Annotated in this window: 15 protein-coding genes; 5 read left to right on the top strand and 10 right to left on the bottom strand. The window is 74.7% G+C overall.

Features of this window, described 5'->3' with window-relative positions; all coding sequences use genetic code 11:
- Positions 1 to 55: 55 nt before the first annotated feature.
- The 3 genes from LIX60_RS28500 to LIX60_RS28490 all read right to left on the bottom strand — a co-directional run bounded on the left by LIX60_RS28500 (position 56) and on the right by LIX60_RS28490 (position 2,894).
- Positions 56 to 1,414 (bottom strand): aldehyde dehydrogenase family protein, encoded by a 1,359-nt coding sequence (locus LIX60_RS28500; protein ID WP_227961925.1) that lies wholly within the window; start codon positions 1,412 to 1,414, stop codon positions 56 to 58.
- Positions 1,415 to 1,563: 149 nt separating this feature from the next.
- Positions 1,564 to 2,196 carry a TetR/AcrR family transcriptional regulator gene (locus tag LIX60_RS28495; RefSeq protein ID WP_227961923.1) on the bottom strand — a complete coding sequence of 211 codons (633 nt, stop codon included), beginning with the start codon at positions 2,194 to 2,196 and terminating at the stop codon, positions 1,564 to 1,566.
- A gap of 2 nt (positions 2,197 to 2,198) precedes the next feature.
- Positions 2,199 to 2,894, bottom strand: coding sequence for a type 1 glutamine amidotransferase domain-containing protein (locus LIX60_RS28490; protein ID WP_227961921.1), 696 nt, complete (start codon positions 2,892 to 2,894; stop codon positions 2,199 to 2,201).
- 182 nt (positions 2,895 to 3,076) lie between these two features.
- Between LIX60_RS28490 and LIX60_RS28485 the strand changes: the two genes are divergently transcribed.
- Positions 3,077 to 4,126 carry a LysR family transcriptional regulator gene (locus LIX60_RS28485; RefSeq protein ID WP_227961919.1) on the top strand — a complete coding sequence of 350 codons (1,050 nt, stop codon included), beginning with the start codon at positions 3,077 to 3,079 and terminating at the stop codon, positions 4,124 to 4,126.
- Between the two features lie 100 nt (positions 4,127 to 4,226).
- Here LIX60_RS28485 and LIX60_RS28480 read toward each other — a convergent pair whose 3' ends face one another.
- A complete protein-coding gene (locus LIX60_RS28480) occupies positions 4,227 to 5,066 on the bottom strand; it encodes an alpha/beta fold hydrolase (protein ID WP_227961917.1) in 840 nt (279 codons plus the stop codon).
- Positions 5,067 to 5,291: 225 nt separating this feature from the next.
- On the bottom strand, positions 5,292 to 7,469 hold the full coding sequence (locus tag LIX60_RS28475) for an MMPL family transporter (RefSeq protein WP_227961915.1): 2,178 nt from the start codon (positions 7,467 to 7,469) through the stop codon (positions 5,292 to 5,294).
- A 293-nt stretch (positions 7,470 to 7,762) separates the two neighbouring features.
- On the opposite strand from LIX60_RS28475, the gene LIX60_RS28470 reads away from it, so the two are divergent.
- Both LIX60_RS28470 and LIX60_RS28465 read left to right on the top strand, forming a co-directional pair.
- On the top strand, positions 7,763 to 8,998 hold the full coding sequence (locus LIX60_RS28470; RefSeq protein WP_227961912.1) for a sensor histidine kinase: 1,236 nt from the start codon (positions 7,763 to 7,765) through the stop codon (positions 8,996 to 8,998).
- On the top strand, positions 8,995 to 9,669 hold the full coding sequence (locus LIX60_RS28465) for a response regulator transcription factor (RefSeq protein WP_043468427.1): 675 nt from the start codon (positions 8,995 to 8,997) through the stop codon (positions 9,667 to 9,669). The genes LIX60_RS28470 and LIX60_RS28465 overlap by 4 nt, the downstream gene beginning before the upstream one ends.
- Before the next feature lie 131 nt (positions 9,670 to 9,800).
- On the opposite strand, the gene LIX60_RS28460 is transcribed toward LIX60_RS28465, so the two are convergent.
- Positions 9,801 to 10,241, bottom strand: a complete 441-nt coding sequence (locus LIX60_RS28460) for a hypothetical protein (protein WP_227961909.1) — start codon at positions 10,239 to 10,241, stop codon at positions 9,801 to 9,803.
- Positions 10,242 to 10,815: 574 nt separating this feature from the next.
- Between LIX60_RS28460 and LIX60_RS28455 the strand changes: the two genes are divergently transcribed.
- Positions 10,816 to 11,013 (top strand): hypothetical protein, encoded by a 198-nt coding sequence (locus LIX60_RS28455; RefSeq protein ID WP_227961906.1) that lies wholly within the window; start codon positions 10,816 to 10,818, stop codon positions 11,011 to 11,013.
- A 374-nt stretch (positions 11,014 to 11,387) separates the two neighbouring features.
- Here LIX60_RS28455 and LIX60_RS28450 read toward each other — a convergent pair whose 3' ends face one another.
- From LIX60_RS28450 to LIX60_RS28440, 3 genes are all read right to left on the bottom strand, one after another.
- Entirely contained in the window at positions 11,388 to 11,828 is a 441-nt protein-coding gene (locus LIX60_RS28450) for a nuclear transport factor 2 family protein (protein ID WP_227961903.1), read from the bottom strand.
- 136 nt (positions 11,829 to 11,964) lie between these two features.
- The gene (locus LIX60_RS28445) at positions 11,965 to 12,498 is read right to left on the bottom strand and encodes a PadR family transcriptional regulator (RefSeq protein WP_227961901.1); all 534 of its coding nucleotides are present in this window, start codon (positions 12,496 to 12,498) and stop codon (positions 11,965 to 11,967) included.
- 168 nt (positions 12,499 to 12,666) lie between these two features.
- Positions 12,667 to 14,688: an NADPH-dependent 2,4-dienoyl-CoA reductase gene (locus LIX60_RS28440; RefSeq protein ID WP_227961899.1), complete on the bottom strand. Its 2,022-nt coding sequence runs from the start codon at positions 14,686 to 14,688 to the stop codon at positions 12,667 to 12,669.
- A gap of 351 nt (positions 14,689 to 15,039) precedes the next feature.
- On the opposite strand from LIX60_RS28440, the gene LIX60_RS28435 reads away from it, so the two are divergent.
- On the top strand, positions 15,040 to 17,106 hold the full coding sequence (locus LIX60_RS28435) for an ABC transporter ATP-binding protein (protein ID WP_227961897.1): 2,067 nt from the start codon (positions 15,040 to 15,042) through the stop codon (positions 17,104 to 17,106).
- 31 nt (positions 17,107 to 17,137) lie between these two features.
- Here LIX60_RS28435 and LIX60_RS28430 read toward each other — a convergent pair whose 3' ends face one another.
- Positions 17,138 to 18,499, bottom strand: coding sequence for a hemolysin family protein (locus LIX60_RS28430; RefSeq protein WP_227961896.1), 1,362 nt, complete (start codon positions 18,497 to 18,499; stop codon positions 17,138 to 17,140).
- Positions 18,500 to 18,596: the final 97 nt, after the last annotated feature.

Below are 18,596 nucleotides of genomic sequence, written 5' to 3'. Positions count from 1 at the left end.
CCGGGGCCGGACCGGCCGGCAGCGCGGGTGACGCCGGCCGGGCCGGTGCGGGGACTCAGGCGAGCGGCACGTCCAGGACGGCCTTGTGGTGGCTGAACGCGGCGAGGGAGTGGCGGCCGTGGTAGTTGCCCATGCCGCTGGGGCCGACGCCGCCGAACGGCAGCTCGGGGACGGCGAGATGGTAGATGGGCAGGCCGAAGTTGAGCGCCCCGGAGGAGGTCTCGGCGGCGAGCCGCTCCCGCGTGACGTCGTTGTCCGTGAAGGCGTAGAGGGCGAGCGGCTTGTCGCGCTCGTTGATGAAGGCGATCGCCTCGTCGAGACCGTCCACGGTGACGATGGGCAGCACGGGGCCGAAGATCTCCTCCCGCATCACCGGTGCGTCCGGGTCCACGTCGGCCAGCACCGTGGGGGCGATGTACCGGTCGGCGCGGTCGTGGGTGCCGCCGGTCACCGTCCGCCCCGAGTCGAGGAGCGCCGCCACACGGTCGAAGTGGCGCTCGTTGACGATGCGCGCGAACGCGTCGGAGGACTGCGGGTCCGGGCCGAAGAGCTGCCCGATCACCTCGGTGAGGGCCGTTTCCAGGGCGCGGGCCGTGGCGGGGTCGGTGAGGACGTAGTCCGGGGCGACGCAGGTCTGCCCGGCGTTGGCGAACTTGGTGGCGGTGAGCCGCGCGGCCGTCGCTGCGACGTCGGCGTCGCGGTCGACGAACGCCGGTGACTTGCCGCCGAGTTCGAGCGTCACCGGGGTGAGGTGCTCGGCGGCCGCCTTCATGACGATGCGGCCGACCGTGCCGTTGCCGGTGTAGAAGACGTGGTCGAAGCGCTGGGCCAGCAGGGCGGTGGTCTCCGGGACGGCCCCCTCCACCACGGCGACGGCGTCGGCGTCCAGGTACTCCGGCAGCAGCCGGGCCATCAGCGCCGACGTGGCCGGGGACAGCTCGCTCGGCTTGGCCACCACCGCGTTGCCCGCGGCCAGTGCGCCCGCGACCGGTACCAGCAGCAGGTTGACGGGGTAGTTCCAGGCCGATATGACCAGGGCCACACCCAGGGGGTCGTACTGGGTGCGGGCCGTGGTGCCCTCGGGGAAGGCGGCCTCGGGGACGCCCGCGGGCCGCGGGCGCAGCCAGTCCTCCAGGTGCTCCAGGTAGTGGTCGATCTCGGTGACGGTGCTCGCGATCTCCATGGAGTCGGACTCCGCGCGGCTCTTGCGGAGGTCCGTGTGGAGGGCGGCGGCGATGGCGTCGCCGTTCTCGGTCAGCAGCGCGCGCAGCCGGGAGAGCTGCTGCTTGCGCCAGGCGAGCGGCTTGGTGCGCCCGCTGCGGAAGGTGGCGCGCAGACGGCCGGTGAGGGCCGCGGCGTGCTCGGTGGTGAATGCGGTGCCGGTGTCCTGGTGGGTGGCCGGGGTCGCTGTCATGGTGGTGTCCCGTTCTGTCGGAGGGGTCGTGGGAGGGGCTGCCGGGCGGGGACGGGAGCCGGAGGGACGGGCGGAGGCCGGCGGTCGGCGGGCGGCGGTCGGGCCGGGGGAACGAGCGGTACGGGCGGGTTCACCGCCGGGTGCGCGGATCAGGGGGCGGCGCCCGCGTCGCCCAGCAGTCCCGCGAGCAGCGCGTCCACCGCCGGGCGGAGGAGTTGCTCACCGTCGGATACGGACTCCAGGCCGAGCACGAGGGCGATGCAGATGTCGGCCGCCTCGGCCGGATCGACCGCCCCGGCGTGATCGGCCGCCCCGGCGTGATCGGCTGCCCCGGCGTCGTCCGCCTCCTCCTCGGCCGGGTCCGCGCCCCTGAGGCCCGCCCCGGCGAAGACGCCGATCAGGAGCGTGCGCAGGTCCGCGGTGAACCCGTGGCAGATGTCGCCGAACAACCGGGCCTTCTCGTCGAGGAGTTCGGCGGTGTGCGGCGAGTCGCCGGCCAGTTCCAGGACCAGGCCGAGCTTGGCCTCCAGGACGCCCCGGACCCGGGCCGCGGGCGGGGCGTCGGCGGACGCGGCCCGCCGGGCCCGCTCCAGCGCCCGCGTGTGCAGGCGCTCGGCGAGCCGGCGGACCGCGTCGTCCTTGCCGCGGACGTACTGGTAGACCGCCGACCGGGACACGCCCATCGCACCGGCGATGTCGTCCACCGTGGTGCGCCGTACGCCGTACCGGGTGAGGCAGTCGTACGTCGCGTCCAGGACCTCCGTGAGCCGGTCGCCGCCCATGGTCAGCCCAGGGCCTTGACCAGCTCGGCCGCGAGCGGGCCGGAGGAGGCCGGGTTCTGCCCGGTGTACAGGTTGCGGTCGGCGACGACGTTCGGGGACCAGGGCTCGGCCTCGGCGTACTCCGCGCCCATCGCGACGAGACGGTCCTGGAGCAGCCACTTCGCCCGGTCCGCCAGGCCCGCCTGCCGCTCCTCGGCGTTGCTGAAACCGGTGAGCCGGTAGCCCGCGAACGGCGAGCCGCCGTCCGCGCCGACGGTGGCCAGCAGCGCGGCGGGGGCGTGGCAGACCACGCCCAGGGGGCGGCCCGACTCCAGGGTCCGGGTCAGCACGGCGGCGGAGTCGGCGTTGACGGCCAGGTCCTCCATCGGGCCGTGGCCGCCGGGGTAGAAGACGGCGGCGTAGCCGGCCGGGTCCACGTCCTCCAGCTTGACGGGCCGCCGCAGTTCGCCGATCGACTCGAGCCTCTTCGCCATCGTGTCGGCGCCTTCCCGGCCGCCGTTGGCCTCCGGGGCGAGGCTCGCGCGGTCGACCGCCGGCACGACGCCGCCCGGGGTGGCGACCACGATCTCGTGGCCCGCGGCGGTGAACACCTCGTAGGGGGCCACGGCCTCCTCGGCCCAGAAGCCGGTCGGGTGCCGGGTGCCGTCGGCCAGCGTCCAGTGGTCGGCGCCGGTCATCACGAACAGGATCTTTGCCATGGTGGTGCTCTCTCTTTCCGGTTTCCGGTTCCGGTTCCGGGTTCCTCCACGGTTCCGGTTCCGGATGGGGGTGTTCCGGTGTTCTCGGGTGACGGTCTGACGTTCTGGACTCAGATCGTCAGCCCACCGGCACCCCCGACCGTAGGCCGCCTCCGCTTCGGCGATCCAATAGAGTTCGCAAGATGAGAAATAGGGAATCCAATGGGTCGCGGAACGGAGCGGAGGGAACTCCGCCCGAGCCCGCGCAGGGCTCCCCGGCGGCGGACCCGCAGGACCGGCAGGACCCGCCGGGCCGGCCGGCGGCACCGTCCGGACCCCGGCAGGCCCCGGCCGCGCCCGTGAACCTCTCCCTCCTCCGCACCTTCCTGGCCGTGCACCGGACCGGCTCGTACACGGCCGCCGCGCCCCTGCTCGGCCTGTCCCAGCCGACCGTGACCACACAGATCCGCGCGCTGGAGCGGCACCTCGGGCGCCAGCTCTTCGAGCGGCAGTCGCGCGGGGTGGCGTCCACCCCCTTCGCCGATGAGCTGGCGGACCGGGTCGCCGGACCGATCGACGCCCTCGCCGCGGTCGCCGACCGCGGGCCGCTCGACGGCGACACCGCCGCGCCGGTGCACCTCGCCGGGCCGGCCGACTTCCTCAGCTCCTGCGCCCTGCGCGTCCTCGCGCCGCTGGTCGCGCGCGGCGTGCGGCTGCGAGTCGCCACCGGTCTCTCCGACCACCTGCTGGAGGGGCTCCGCGCGGGCCGCCACGACCTGGTGGTCTCCTCCCGCCGGCCGCGCGGCCGCACCCTGGCGTCCGTACCGCTGGCGGACGAGGAGTTCGTCCTGGTCGCCTCGCCCGAGTGGGCGGAGCGGATCGGCCCGGACCGGGTCGCCGCCGAGGGCCCGGCCGCCCTGTCCGGGGTGCCGCTCGTGACGTACGCGGAGGACCTGCCCATCGCCCGCCGCTACTGGCGCCACGTCTTCGGCCGGCGCCTGACCGGGCAGGCCGCGCTGACCATGCCGGATCTGCGGGGTGTCCTGACGGCGGTCACCGCCGGGGCCGGCGTCACCGTCCTGCCGGACTACCTCTGCCGCGCCGAACTCGCCTCCGGCGCCCTCGTCCCGCTGCTCAGCCCGGAGGACCCGCCCATCAACACGGCCTATCTCGTGCAGCGGCCCGGAACCGCGGACAACCCGCATGTGGCACTGGTCCGCGACCACCTGCTGAGGGAGTCCCGCACCTGGTGACCGGGCGGGCCCGGGAGCCGGCGCGGGCGGGAGCGGCGCGGGAGCCGGATCAGGTGGAGCGGCTGCGGGCGGGGCCGGTGCCGGTGCCGTCCGGGGGAGATCATTCACCGGGGTGCGCCCGCAGGTGTTCCAGCAGCAGACGGTTCAGCACTCCGGGGACCTCCTCGGGGACCCAGTGGCTGACGCCCGGAAGGCGTTCGAAGCGGTAGGGCCCCTCGACCCGGCTCCCGGTCTCCTCGGCGGCGGCCGGGCCGAAGGCCGTGTCCTCCGTGCCCCAGACGTACAGGGTGGGCACGCCGGTGGTGCCGATCGCGTGGCCGGGGCGGCCGCCCCGGTACCAGTTCAGCGCCCCGGTGAGGGCGCCCGGCGGCGACAGATGCCGCACGTACTCCTCGACCCGGTCCGCCGGGACCGCGTCTCCGTAAAGGGCGCGCAGTTCGCGCGCGCCGTCCGCGAGCATGCGCCGCTCGGTCGCCGGGTCCCGCCACTCCGTCATGTACCGCGAGCGTGCCCGCTGGTCCGGGTCGGTGCGGAGGGTGCTCGCCAGGGCGCCGGGGTGCGGGGTGGAGACGACCGCCAGGGTGCGCAGCCGGTCCGGGTGGGCGTCGGCGGTCCACCAGGCCACCGCGCCGCCCCAGTCGTGGCCGACGAGATCGAAGACGGGCCAGCCGAGTTCACCGGTGATCGCCACCACGTCGGCGACGAGGGCGTCCATGGCGTAGTCGGCGGGGTCCTCCGGGCGGGCGCCGGGCGAGTACCCGCGCTGGTCGGGTGCGGCCACCCGGAACCCCCGGTCCGCCAGCGCGGCGATCTGCCGCTCCCAGACGAGCCCGGTCTGCGGGAATCCGTGCAGCAGGAGGACCGGGCGGCCGTCCTCGGGCCCCGCGGTGATCGCGTCGAACACTCCCCGGGAGGTCGGGATCCTCACCTGACCTGACATGCGCCACCCCTTCATACCGACTGGTCGGTCCAGCCTTTTGCAGCGGCGGTGATCTGTCAAGCGAGCTGCGCGCACACACGGACCCCCGGAGGGCGGCCGGCGCTCACGGCACCGTGGGACCCAACGGGCAATCCACCCGATTCCGACCCCGACCCCGCCCCCCTGCTCCGACTCCGACTCCGGCCCCGCCCGGCCCGGGCCCCGGGCCTCAGGCCCCTCCTCGCCTCAGCGGTTCCCGGGCCCCGGGGCGAGCGCCGGCTCGGGCTCCGGCCCGGGCGGGAGATCCGGATCCGCGGCCTCCACGCTGATCCGGGGCAGCCGGCGGCCGAGCCGCCGGGGCAGCCACCAGGTGGCACGTCCCATCAGGGCCATGGCCGCGGGCACGAGGACCATGCGGACGAGCGTGGCGTCGAGCACGATGGCGGTCGCCAGACCCAGGCCCATCATCTTGACGAGGGGTGAGGGGTTGGCGACGAAGCCGAGGAACACCACGGTCATGATCAGTGCGGCCGAGGTGATCACCCGGCCGGTGGCCGCCATGCCGCGCGCCACCGACTCGGTGGTCTCCCCGGTGGCCTCGTACTCCTCCCGGACGCGGGAGAGGAGGAACACCTCGTAGTCCATGGAGAGTCCGAAGAGGACCGCGAAGAAGATCGTGGGCAGGGGCGAGGCGATCAGGAAGGTCCCGTCGAGGTTGAACAGGCCGCCGAGCCAGCCCCACTGGAAGACGGCGACCACCACGCCGTAGGCCCCGCCGATGGACAGCAGGTTCACCACGACGGCCTTCACGGGGAGCGCGACGGAGCGGAACACCAGCATCAGCAGCAGGAAGGACGCCGCCAGGATCGCGCTGATCAGAATCGGTAGCGTATCGGCGAGTTGCCGGGTGAGGTCGTCGGTCACCGCGGTCACACCGGACACGGCGACATTGCCGGGGACGAGGCCGCGAACCCGCTCGAGAGTCTGCGCGGTAGCGGAGTCCGCGGGGCCGGTGGCCGGGATCGTGGGCAACACGACGGTGTCCCCGGCCGCGGAGGTCCGCGCCTCGCCGACCGTGACGATGCCGGGGTCGGCGGCGATGCGCCGGGCCAGCCCGGGGATGTCCTCGGCACCGGCCCCCGGGCCGCGCAGATCGGCGACGATGACCAGGGGTGCGTTGACGCCGGGACCGAACCCCTCGGCGAGCAGATCGTAGGCACGCCGGTGGGTGGTGGTCGCCGAGTCGTCACCGGCGTCGGGGAAGCCCGTCTCCATGCTCAGCGCGGGGGCGGCCAGGGTGAGCAGCACCGCGGACGCGGCGAGCAGATGGCGCCACGGCCGGGCGGACACACGGTGGGCGAAACGCCACCACGCCGTGTCCTCGGACTTCTTCGCCGGGCGCTCGCGGCCCCGGAGCCGCCGCCTGCTGTGGACACGGTCGCCGAGGAGCGTGAGCAGGGCCGGCAGGAGGGTCAGGGCGGCCGCCACGGCGAAGAGGACCACCAGGGCGGTGCTCAGGCCGATCGACGTCAGGAAGCTCAGCCCGGTCAGCGCGAGGGCGGCCATCGCCACGACGACGGTGCCGCCCGCGAACAGCACGGCCGCGCCCGCCGATGCCATGGCGTTCGACAGGGCGGTGGCGTTGTCCTGGCCCGCGGTGCGGTTCTCGCGGTGACGGGCCACGATGAACAGGGCGTAGTCGATGCCGGTGCCCAGGCCGATCATCGCGCCGATCGTGGGGGCGGCGGTGGAGACGTCCATCGCGTTGGCCAGCAGCAGGACGCTGCCCAGGCCCGCGGCGACGGCCACCAGGGCGAGCGCGACCGGCACCAGGGCGGCCACGAGCGTGCCGAACGCCACCACGAGAACGACCAGTGCGGCCAGCAGGCCAGCCGCCTCCGCGCCCGAGGTCTCCGTCTCGGCGTTGAGGAAGACGGCGTCACCGCCCAGTTCGGCGACGAGGCCCTCACCGCGTGCGGGCTCGATCGCGTCGGCCATGGCCTCGATCTGCCCGGGGTCCACATCCATCACGGGCACGTCGAAGGTGATCCGGGCGAAGCCGATGCGTCCGTCGGGCGAGAGCGCGCCGCCGGTGAAGGGGCCGGCCGCCGAGGCGACGTGTTCCACGTCGGCGATCCGGACGACCGCGGCGTCGACGGCGTCCCGGTGCCGCTGCAGCCGGTCCCCCTCCGGCGCGGCGAAAACCACCATGGCGCTGCCGCCGGACGCTTCCGGGAAGCGCTCTTCGAGCAGTTCCATCGCCTTCTCGCTCCGGCTGCCGGGAGCGACGAGGTCGTCGGCGAACGCCCCGCCGAACGTGCCGGCCAGGGGCAGCAGGAGGAGGAGGGCGACCGCCCAGGCGGCGATCGTGGCCCGGGGCCGGCGGGCGCTCGCGCCGCCGATACGGCGCGTGAATCGGTTCATGAAGGTGTGTGCTCCCGTGAGATGACTGCCATCCGCCGTCTCTCGTCGGTGCGGCGGGGGCAGGGGCCGTGAGGCGGTTCCATCGTGGGCGCCCGGCCGCTGGCTGTCCCCCGCCGCCGGACGGGTTCGCCCCTCCTCCGCGGGGCGGGGGGAGGGGGGCGGCGTCTCCCCCGCGCGACGGAGGAGGCACCCGCCCACGGGCGGGTGACCGCGTCTCCGACCTGGTCCTACGATGGTGTGCCCGGTGGATCCCGGCGGCTCGCCGGGGCACCGAAGCCTCCCCGGGAGCGATGATGAACCGCACGGCGCTGCTTTCCGGTGTTCCGCTCCCCGGCGTACCCCTCCCCGGCGTACCGGGCGGGTTCCGCGGGCCCTTCACCCGCCGGCCGCGCACCGCGGACGCCGTGCTCGCGGCCGTCATGTTCCTGCTGACGGTGTTCGTGGAGGAGGCGCCGGGCGACGCGCTCGCCCTCCGCCCGGTCGCCGACGTCCCCCTTCCCGTCCTGCTGCTGTTCGCCGTGGCCGGCGCGGCGCTGTACCGGCGCCGCCGCGAACCGGCCGCGGTGCTGGTGGTGGTGCTCGTCGCCTGGGCCCCGACGCTGGGGAGCAGCTACGCCACCATGGGTGGGATGGTGGTCGTCGCCCTGTACGGCGTGGGGAAGTACGCGGGTGCCACCCGGGGGAACCGGCTCGCCGTCGCCGCGGCCCTCGCCGCGCTGGTGGCCGACGGCCTGCTGGACTCCGTCCCGTGGGGGGACATCGGCTTCGGCGTCCTGGTCATGGCCGGTGCCTGGTACATCGGCCGGCGCCTGCGGCTGCGGGCGGAGCGCGCCGTCCAACTCCGTTACGAGCAGGCCGCCGAGGCGCGCCGGATCGTCACCGAGGAGCGCGGCCACATCGCCCGCGAACTGCACGACGTGGTCGCGCACCGGGTGAGCATGATGACGGTGCAGGCGGGTGCGGCCCGGATGGTGGCCGCCCACGATCCCGAGGAGGCCCGCGAGGCGATGGCGGCGGTGGAGGAAGCCGGGCGCCAGGCGCTGGACGAGCTGCGTCACCTGCTGGGAGTGCTGCGGCCGGAGGCGGACCGCGACCGGCTGGGCCCGCAGCCCCGGCTGGACGACCTCCCCCGGCTCGTCGAGCAGGTGCGCGAGGCGGGGCTGGACGTCTCGGTCGTCCCGGCCGGCGGCGGTGCCGGGGCCGCTCTCCCGGCCCGGGTGGAGCTGTCGGCGTACCGCATCGTCCAGGAGGCGCTGACCAACGTGCTCAAGCACAGCGGGCCGCGGACCCGCGCCGAGGTGCGCCTGCGCAGGGACGGCGGCGACCTGACCATAGAAGTGGTCGACGACGGCCGTGGGGCCGCCGTCCCCTCCGTGTCGGCCGGTGCCCACGGCGGTGTGGCGGGCCACGGGATCGTCGGCATGCGGGAGAGAGCGCTCCTCCTCGGCGGAAGCCTCGACGCGGGGCCGCGTCCCGGCGGCGGATTCCGGCTGACGGCCCGTCTGCCCACGGGAGGGGAGCCCGCGTGAGCATCGGTGTCGTCGTCGTCGACGACCAGGCGCTGGTCCGCCGGGGCTTCGCCATGATCCTGCGGGTCCATGACGACATCCGGGTCCTGGCCGAGGCCGGGACCGGACTCGAGGCCGTCGAGGCGGTGAGCAGGCACCGTCCGGATGTCGTCCTCATGGACATCCGCATGCCGGGCATGGACGGCATCGAGGCCACCTCCCGGATCCTGCGGGAGGCGGACTGGGACGTCCGGGTGCTGATCCTGACCACCTTCGACCCGGACGAGTACGTGTACGAGGCGCTGCGCGCCGGTGCCAGCGCCTTCGTGCTCAAGGACATCCCGCCCGAGCAACTCGCCACCGCCGTACGCACCGTGGCCGGGGGCGGTGCGCTGCTGGCCCCCTCGATCACCCGGCGCCTGGTCGACCGGTTCGCGGAGCGCCGCGTCAACACCGCGGTGGCGGGCCGCCTGGAACGGCTCACCGAGCGCGAGCGCGAGATCGTGGTCGCCGCCGCCCGGGGCGCGAGCAACGCGGAGATCGCCGCCCAGCTCTTCATCGGCCCCGCCACCGTCAAGTCGCATGTGTCGAGCATCCTCGGCAAGCTCGGCCTGCGCGACCGGGTGCAGATCGTCATCTTCGCGTACGAGAGCGGACTGGTGGAGGCGGGCGACCGGGACATCGGACACTGATCCCGGACCGCGGACCTGCACGGACCACACGCCTACCGGTCCACACACCTACCGGACCACGCGCCCACCGGTCCACCCACCCAACGGTCCGCGGACCCGCCGTGCCCTCCGGCCCGCCGGAGGCGCGGCCGCTACGCCGCGGCCGGCCCCGGGGCGGCGGCGACGCGCGGCAGTGCCGTGACGGCCACGGGACGGGCCAGGAGCGAGTAGCGCCCCGTGTGGTCGGCGGCGGTGAGCCGGAACGGCAGGCCCTCGGCGAGCCGGAGGGCGGCGGCCTGCTGCCGCAGGTCGTCGGCGGCCCAGCGGCGCAGCTCGGCCGGCGCGTCGGCGTACCGCTCCGGTACGGGGCAGAGGACGCCCTCACCGGCCCACGGCTCGGCCGGGTCGGGGTCGAGCCCGTCGGCGATCCGGTGCGCCTGGGCGCGGAGCCAGCGGAGCGCGAGACGGCGGGTGGGCGCCGCGTAGCCGCCGAGCCGCACGGCGACGGTGCGACCGTTCACCGGGCCCTCGGCGGTGGCCTCCGACCAGTAGACGCAGGCCACGGACGCGCCCGGCAGGGGCCCGCCGTCCACGGCCACCCCGTGCGGCGCGAACGTCAGCGCACGGCGCCGGGCGGAAGCCGCGGGGCGCGTCCCGGCCGCCGGGCCGGCGGGCGGACGCACCCCGAAGTGCCGTACGGGGACCGGGAGTCGGGCGGGGCATGGGGGGAGGTGGAGGTCGTTGGCCACGTCCCCGAACCCTGCCGTTCCCACGCCGCGTTGACCAGAGGTGGCGCACCGTCACCCGGGGGTTGTACGGGCGCGGCACCCCACCGGTACGCGCCGTACGGAGGACCGGTGTGCGAGGGAGCGGCGCACGCGCGCACCCGTACCCCGGCCCGTGCGCCGGTGCACCCGCGCCACGCGGCGCTCCCCCACCATGGGCACGCGTGTACCGGGCGCGACGAGCCCGAGGAGGTGGGACCACGGCCGCGCCGCCCAGCGGCCGGTGTAGCCACCGCATGCCGGGCGGCCATACGGTTCCGGGGTCCTGATCTTGTGTTGCGGCCTCCGATACGGCGCCGGGGGCCGCAGCGGGGAACCGGTCCGGCGACGACCACGCCGGGCTGCCGCATCGCGCCGACCGCAACAGAAGAGGGGGATGGACATGGCCGTACTCGTCCTGTCCGGGATTCTCGTGCTCGTCGCCGGAGGATGCGCCTGCGTCGTGTGGGCGGCGCGGGGCGGCCCGCGCTGGGTGCGCGCGGTCGCCGGAGTGACCCTGGCGGTGGCCCAGGTGGTCAGCCTGCTGGGGCGTTCGGGCCGGCGTTCGAGCCCGGGCGGAGGCGGAGGCTCGGACGACTGAGACCGCGGTGGGGTGTGCGGCGCCGCGGCGCTCCTCTGTCTCAACTCCCGCGCTGCACGGTCGTCCAGAACTCCCGGTCGGGCCGTGAGCAGCGGCCGAGTCGCCGCCCACCCCGGATTCTGTACGCGCCCGGACCACCGCCGTACGCAAGGCACGCCGTGACCGGCGCACCGCCCGCCCGTTCCCCCGTGGCAGAGGCAGTGGGAAGCCCCTGCCACGGCGGTAGCCCGCGCGGCAGGGGCTTCCTCATGCGCTCGTTCCGGACGGTGGAGCACATGGACGTACCGCTCAACTCCCCACCGGCCTCCGCTCGACCAGCGTGCTTTCGCCGTAGAGACCGGCCCCCTGCACCCGTGCGGCACCCACCGTGAAGGTCAGGCCCCGGGTGCGGGCGCCGGGGCCAGGCCGTCCTCCGCCAGGCCCGCCAGGACCGCCTGGCCGAGGGTGACGACGGCGGAGTGCGGGCGGACCATGACGGTGAGTTCCGTGATCAGGCCGGCATCGTCGAAGGTGAAGAGGTCCATGCCGTGGATCTCCTTGCCGTCCACGGTCGCCCGGAAGATCAGGACGGCCGAGTCGGTCTCCTCGCCGGTGGCGTTCCGCTCGGAGGTGCCGGTGAACTCGCCGACGTAGCGGAAGTCCTCGAAGACGCGCATCAGGACGCCCAGCACGCCCATGATCATGGGCCGGCCCTCGAAGGGGCGGAACTTCACCGGGCTGTAGAGGCGGGCGTCGGGGGTGAACAGCTCCTCCAGGGTGGCGAGGTCCCGCTGCTCCGCGGCCGCGCGGAAACGCTTCTGGGTCTGAGTGGACATGGCTTCTCCTCGTTCCTCTCGGTGCGCGCCGTCGCCCCGATGGCGGCGGGCGTCGGCCCCGGGCGGCGGGCCCGCGGTTGCCCCGGGCGTGCTCGGGGCTCCCCCGGCGGCGCCGCGTGGGGCGGGCCCGGGGTGCTCAGGTCGTGCGGAGGCCCGCCAGGGCCTTGGTCAGCCAGCCGATCCAGAAGGTCTCCTGGTCGATGCCGGCCTGGAGGACGAGGTGCCGCAGCCGGTCCGGCTCGTCCGCCGGTGCCTCGCCGAAGTCGCGGCGTTCGATGTCCTCGTACTCGGCCAACTGGCGCCGGTGCAGCTCCAGATGGCGTTCCAGTTCGGCTTCCAGGCCGGCCGTCCCCACCACCGCCGCCGCGCGCATGCGCAGCAGCAGCGGGTCGCGGATCTGCTTGGGGTCCTCCCTGCGGGCCACCCACTCGGTCAGCTCGGTGCGGCCGGCGGGCAGTACCTCGTACTCCTTGCGCTTGCCCTGCGCGGGGCGGTCGGACGGCAGGGCCCGGATCAGGGCCTTCTCCTCCAGGCGTCCCAGCTCGCGGTAGATCTGCTGGTGCGTCGCCGACCAGAAGTAGCCGATGGACCGGTCGAAGCGGCGGGCCAGTTCGAGGCCCGAGGAGGGCTTCTCCAGGAGGGCGGTGAGGATCGCGTGCGGCAGGGACATACGGGCATCCTAGGTACGGTCTCCCGGGCGGCCGCCCCGCCGTCCTCCGTCCCCTCCGGCGGCTGACCGGCCGGTCCGGGGCCCCGCACGCCGCGGCCCGCGGCTGGAGCCGGGGCCGCGGACCGGTGGCTCCCGCCGCCGGTCCGCGGCGTGCGGCGCGTCCGCGTCTCACAGCGCGGCGGCGAGTTCCGTGCCCTGGAGGATGGCCCGCTTGGCGTCGAGTTCGGCGGCGACGTCCGCGCCGCCGATGAGGTGCACCGGGCGGCCCGCGGCGCGCAGTTCCTCGTACAGGCCGCGGTTCGGTTCCTGGCCGGCGCACAGGACGACCGTGTCGACGGGGACGACGCTCGCGGTGCCGTCGACCGTGATGTGCAGGCCCTCGTCGTCGATGCGGTCGTACGCCGCTCCCGCCACCGTCGTCACGCCGCGGTGCTTGAGCTCGGCGCGGTGGATCCAGCCGGTGGTGGTGCCGAGGGTGGCGCCGACCTTGCCGGTCTTGCGCTGGAGCAGGTGCACGGTGCGCGGCGGCTGCGGGCGTTCGGGGGTGCCGAGGCCGCCCGGCTCGCGGTAGTCGGTGTCGACGCCCCACTGGCGGAAGTAGGCGTCCGGGTCCAGGCTCGTCTTCTCTCCGCCGTCGGTGAGGTATTCGGCGACGTCGAAGCCGATGCCGCCCGCGCCGATGACCGCGACCCGGTCCCCGACCGGCGCGCTGTCGCGGAGGACGTCGAGGTAGCTGACGACCTTGGGGTGGTCGATGCCGGGGATGTCCGGGGTGCGGGGGGTGACACCGGTGGCGACGACGATCTCGTCGTACGCGGCGAGCGCCGGGTCCCCGGCCTCGATCCGGGTACCGAGCCGGACGTCCACACCGTGCTCCTCCAGCTGGACGCGGAAGTAGCGCAGGGTCTCGTCGAACTCCTCCTTGCCGGGGATGCGGCGGGCCAGGTTGAGCTGGCCGCCGATCTCGTCGGCCGCGTCGAAGAGGGTGACGGTGTGGCCGCGCTCGGCGGCCGACACGGCCAGGGCGAGGCCCGCCGGACCGGCGCCGATCACGGCCACGCGCTTGCCGCGCCGGGTGGGGGTGAGCACGAGTTCGGTCTCGTGGCAGGCCCGCGGGTTCACCAGGCAGGAGGTGATCTTGAGGCTGAAGGTGTGGTCGAGGCAGGCCTGGTTGCAGCCGATGCAGGTGTTGATCGTCTCGGGGCGGCCCGCGCGGGCCTTGGCCACGAAGTCGGGGTCGGCGAGGAACGGCCGGGCCAGCGACACCATGTCGGCGCGGCCCTCGGCGAGGAGCCGCTCGCCGACCTCGGGCGTGTTGATGCGGTTGGTCGTGACCAGCGGGACGGAGACCGCGCCCATCACCTTCTCGGTGACCCAGGTGTACGCGCCGCGCGGCACGGAGGTGGCGATGGTGGGGACCCGGGCCTCGTGCCAGCCGATGCCGGTGTTGATGATCGTCGCGCCCGCCGCCTCGACCGCCCGGGCGAGGGTGATCACCTCGTCCAGCGTGGAGCCGCCGGGGACGAGGTCGAGCATGGAGAGCCGGTAGATCAGGATGAAGTCGGGGCCGACGCGCTCGCGGACCCGGCGGACGATCTCGACGGGGAAGCGCATCCGGTTCTCGTACGAGCCGCCCCAGCGGTCGGTGCGGTGGTTGGTCGCCGAGACGATGAACTCGTTGATGAGGTAGCCCTCGGAGCCCATGATCTCGACGCCGTCGTAACCGGCCGACTGCGCCAGCCCGGCGGCGCGGACGAAGGACTCGATGGTCTCCTCGATCTCGTCCTCGGTGAGGGCGCGCGGGACGTTCGCGTTGATGGGGGCGCGGATGGCGCTGGGCGCGACGAGGTCCTGGTGGTAGGCGTACCGCCCGAAGTGCAGGATCTGCATCGCGATCCGGCCGCCCTCGCGATGCACGGCCTCGGTGACCACCCGGTGCTGCTCGGCCTCCGCCTCCGTGGTGAGCTTGGCGCCGCCCTCGTACGGCCGGCCGCGGTCGTCCGGGGAGATGCCGCCGGTGACGATGAGCCCGACACCGCCGCGCGCCCGCGCCGCGTAGAAGGCGGCCATGCGCTCGAAGCCGCGTTCGGCCTCTTCGAGCCCGACGTGCATCGAGCCCATCAGCACACGGTTGGGCAGGGTGGTGAAGCCCAGGTCGAGCGGGCTCAGCAGGTGGGGGTACGCGGTCATCCGTCGTCTCCTCGCGCGCGGGTGGTACGCCCTTTGTAGAGGACTCCCCGCTCTTGTGCAACTAGTTGCACAAGAGGTCTCCGTCACTCCCGGCCCGGGCCCGGCGCGCCACGGGCCCGGCGCGTCACGGGCGCGTGCTTGTGGACGATCAACCGGTTGGGCGGCCGGGCGAGGGCACTTCGCGACAGACGCGGCGCCTCCGCCGCGTCCGGCCCGTGACGTACGGCCCGTCCCGGCCGTTGAACCGAGCATCCGTTTGATTGCGCGTCCGCAGCCGGATGGTGCGCGCCCCGCGGCCGCGGCCGCCACCGAAGCCCGGCAGGGCGGGACCGACCACACGAGGGGGATGGGATGACGGCATCGGCACAGGCCGGCTCGTCGGAGAACCAGGGGCCGGGCGGCGAGCAGGCCGCGAAACCCGACGGGAGCCCGGGCGGCGGCGCCGGGACCGGCGCCGGCGACGTCTCGGAGAGTGAGCGGCTGCTGTTCGGCGGGCGGCTGGTGTACGACACGAGCTGGGCCTCGTACGAGGAGACCCGGTACGCCCTCACGCTGCGCACCATGGCGGCCACGCTGCCCCGGCTGATGGGGATGGCCGTGCGGCTGTCCTGGCAGGCCGGACGGGGCGCCACCGCGGCGGTCGCGCTCGCCGAGATCGGCCGGGGGGTGGCGCAGGCCGTGGGCCTGCTCGGGGTCAACGCGCTGCTCGCGGTGCTGCTCGGACCGGGTTCCCTGGACGGCCGGCTGCGGGAGTCCTTCCCCGTGGTCCTCTTCGTCGCGGGGGCCGCCGCCGTGGGGGCGCTGTGCTCGGCCGCGTCGATCCGGTTCACCGGCCCGTTGGAGCCGCGGGTGGAGCGGCTGGCGCGGGAGATGTACCTGGAGCGGGCGTACCGGGTCGAGATGGCGGCCATGGAGGACGAGGAGTTCCACCGGCTGCTGCAGTCGGCCCAGTTCGGCGCCGACTCGGCGCGGCGGATGGTCGGTCACTGCGTGGCCGTCATCTCGGGTCTGCTGTCGCTGGTCGCGGCGGCCGGGGTGCTGACCGTCCTGCATCCGGTGCTGCTGCCGATGCTGGTGGTGATGGTGGTGCCGAGCGCCTGGGCCTCGCTGACGGTCGCGCGCCGCCGGTACCGGTCGTTCCACCGCTGGCTCCAGCACGTACGGGCCTCGTCGATGCTCTCCCAGCTGCTGACGGACACGGACGCGGCGGCGGAGGTCCGGGTGCACGGCGCGGGCCCGTTCATCCTGGAGCACTTCCGGGGCATGTCGCGGGCCGCGGAGGAGGAGCAGACCCGGCTGGCCCGGCTCGCCGCCCGTACGGGCCTGCTGGCCTCGGCCCTCACCGGGCTGGTCACCCTCGCCACGTATCTGCTGCTGGGCGCGCTGCTGTGGACCGGCGCCATGGCCCTGGCCGGCGCCGGGGCCGCGGTCATGGCGATCCGCACCGGCACCGGCGCCCTCGACGGGCTGATCCGGCGCGTCAACTACCTGCACGAGGAGTCGATGCACGTCGCCGATCTGAACCGGCTGCTGAAGGAGTCCGCCGACCGCCAGATCCCCGTCGGCGGACGGCAACTGCCCGCCCGGGTGCGGGAGATCCGGCTGGAGGACGTCACCTTCGCCTACCCGGGCTGCGAGGAGACCCCCGTCCTGCGCGAGGTCGGCCTGGCCATCCCGCTCGGCGGCGTCGTCGCCCTGGTCGGTGAGAACGGCTCCGGCAAGTCCACCCTGGTCAAGCTGTTGTGCGGGCTTTACGCGCCGCAGCGGGGGCGCATCCTGTGGGACGGCGTGGACGCGGCCGACGCCGACCGGCAGGCCGTCTTCGAACGGTTCGCGGTGGTCGCCCAGGACCACTTCCGCTGGCCGATGACCGCCCGCGTCAACGTCGCCATCTCCGACACCTCGGTGCCGCTGTGCGAACGGCGGCTGGCCGAGGCCGCCGAGCACGCCGGGGTCGACTTCGTCGACGAGCTCCCCCGCCGCTGGGACACCTTGCTCTCCCGCACCTTCAAGGGCGGCCACCAGCTCTCCGGCGGCCAGTGGCAGCGCCTGGGCATCGCCCGCGCCCGCTACCGGGACGGCGAGATCCTCGTCGTGGACGAACCCACGGCCGCCCTGGACGCCAAGGCCGAGGAGCGGGTCTTCCGGCAGATCCGCCGGCTCGCCGACGCCGGGCAGACGATCGTGCTCATCACCCACCGCATGGCCTCGGTCCGTCACGCCGACCTCGTCCACGTCCTCCACGAGGGCCGTCTGATCGAATCCGGCCCGCCGGCCGAGCTGCTGGCCCGGCCCGGCGGCCACTTCCGCGAGCTGTACGAACTCCAGGCCGCCGCCTTCGACCGGGAGCAGCGGCCCTCCGGCAACGGCACGCCGAACGGCATCCCGCCCCAGCAGGACGGCGCCGCCCGGGGCTGAGCCCCGGTCCCGTCCCGGGGCTGCCCGCGGCTCAGGCCCCGCTCCCGGCCCCGCTCTCGCGTTCCCCGTTCCCGGCCCCGCCCCCGCGTTCCCCGTCCCCGCTCTCCCGGTCGGCGGCGGCCCGGGGGCGGAGCCGGACGCCCGTGACGGCGTGGTGGTCCACCTCGGTGACCTCGATCTCCCACGTGCCCACCGGGAGCCGCTCCCCCGGCGTCCTCGGGATGCGGCCGAGCCGGTCCAGTACGAGGCCGGCGACGGTCGTGAACCGCCCCCGCGCCGCCAGGTCGCCCATGTCGACGCCGATGTCCGGCAGATCGTGGACCGGGAAGGCCCCCGGCAGGAGCAGGGAGCCGTCCGGCTGCCGCCGCACGGACAGCACGTCGCGGTCCGTCTCGTCGTAGATCTCCCCGACGATCTCCTCCAGCAGATCCTCGATCGTGACGATGCCCTGGACCGATCCGTACTCGTCGACGACCAGGGCGAACTGCTGGCGGTCCGCCCGGAAGCGCCGCAGCGCCTCGGACACCCGCATGAAGTCGGAGAACACCACGGCCGGCCGGGCCACCTCGGCGACGGGGACCGTGTCGTCGCTCGTCGTCAGGTCCCGCAGGCGCACCACGCCGACCACGTCCTCGAAGTGCCCGGCCCGGACGACCGGCGCGCGGGAGTGGCCGGCGCCCGCCAGCTCGGCGCGCGCCTCGGCGGCGGGCAGTGCCGCGGCGAGCGTGAACACCGAGCGGCGCGGCACCAGGACGTCCCGCAGGATGCGCTCGTGGATCTCCAGGGCACTGGCGAGGATCCTGCGCTGCTGGGCCGTCAGGCCGCGCTGGCCGACCACCATGTCCTTGAGCTCGTCGGGGGTCGGGGGTTCCTGCCCCGCCCGCGGATTGCCGCCCAGCAGCCGGACGAGGGCGTTTGTGGAGCGGCCCAGGGCCCAGATCACCGGCCGGGACGCGGTGGAGAGCACCGTCAGCGGGGTGGCCGCCAGCAGCGCCCACCGTTCGGCGAACTGCATGGCCAGCCGTTTCGGCGCCAGCTCCCCGGCCACCAGCGTCACGAACGTCAGCACCAGCGTCACCAGGGCGATCGCCACCGGTTCGGCCGCCGATCCCAGGAACGACAGCCGGGGTACCACCGGCTCGGCCAGGGACACCGCCGCCGTCGCCGACGCGAGAAACCCGGCCAGTGTGATCCCCACCTGAATCGTCGCCAGATAGCGGTTCGGGTCCTCGGCCAACCGCACCAGGCGGGCCGCGGTCGTACCGCCTCGGCGCCGCAGCCGGCGGAGCCGGCTCTCCCGCAGCGAGATCAGCGCGATCTCGCTGCCCGCGAACAGGGCGTTCAGCACGATCAGCGCGGCGACCAGCGCCAGCTCCCACCAGTAGCCGTCCATGACGGCCACCCTGCCACGCCCCGGGCGCGGGGCGGCGGTGCCCTCCGCCGCCCGCCCCCCGCACCGCTGCGGCGCTGCGCCGTCCGGGGGACGGGGG

This window comes from Streptomyces sp. S07_1.15 (assembly GCF_020739505.1).
In the GTDB taxonomy this organism is placed as follows: domain Bacteria; phylum Actinomycetota; class Actinomycetes; order Streptomycetales; family Streptomycetaceae; genus Streptomyces; species Streptomyces xinghaiensis.
This window is presented reverse-complemented; position numbering and strand designations above follow the sequence as displayed.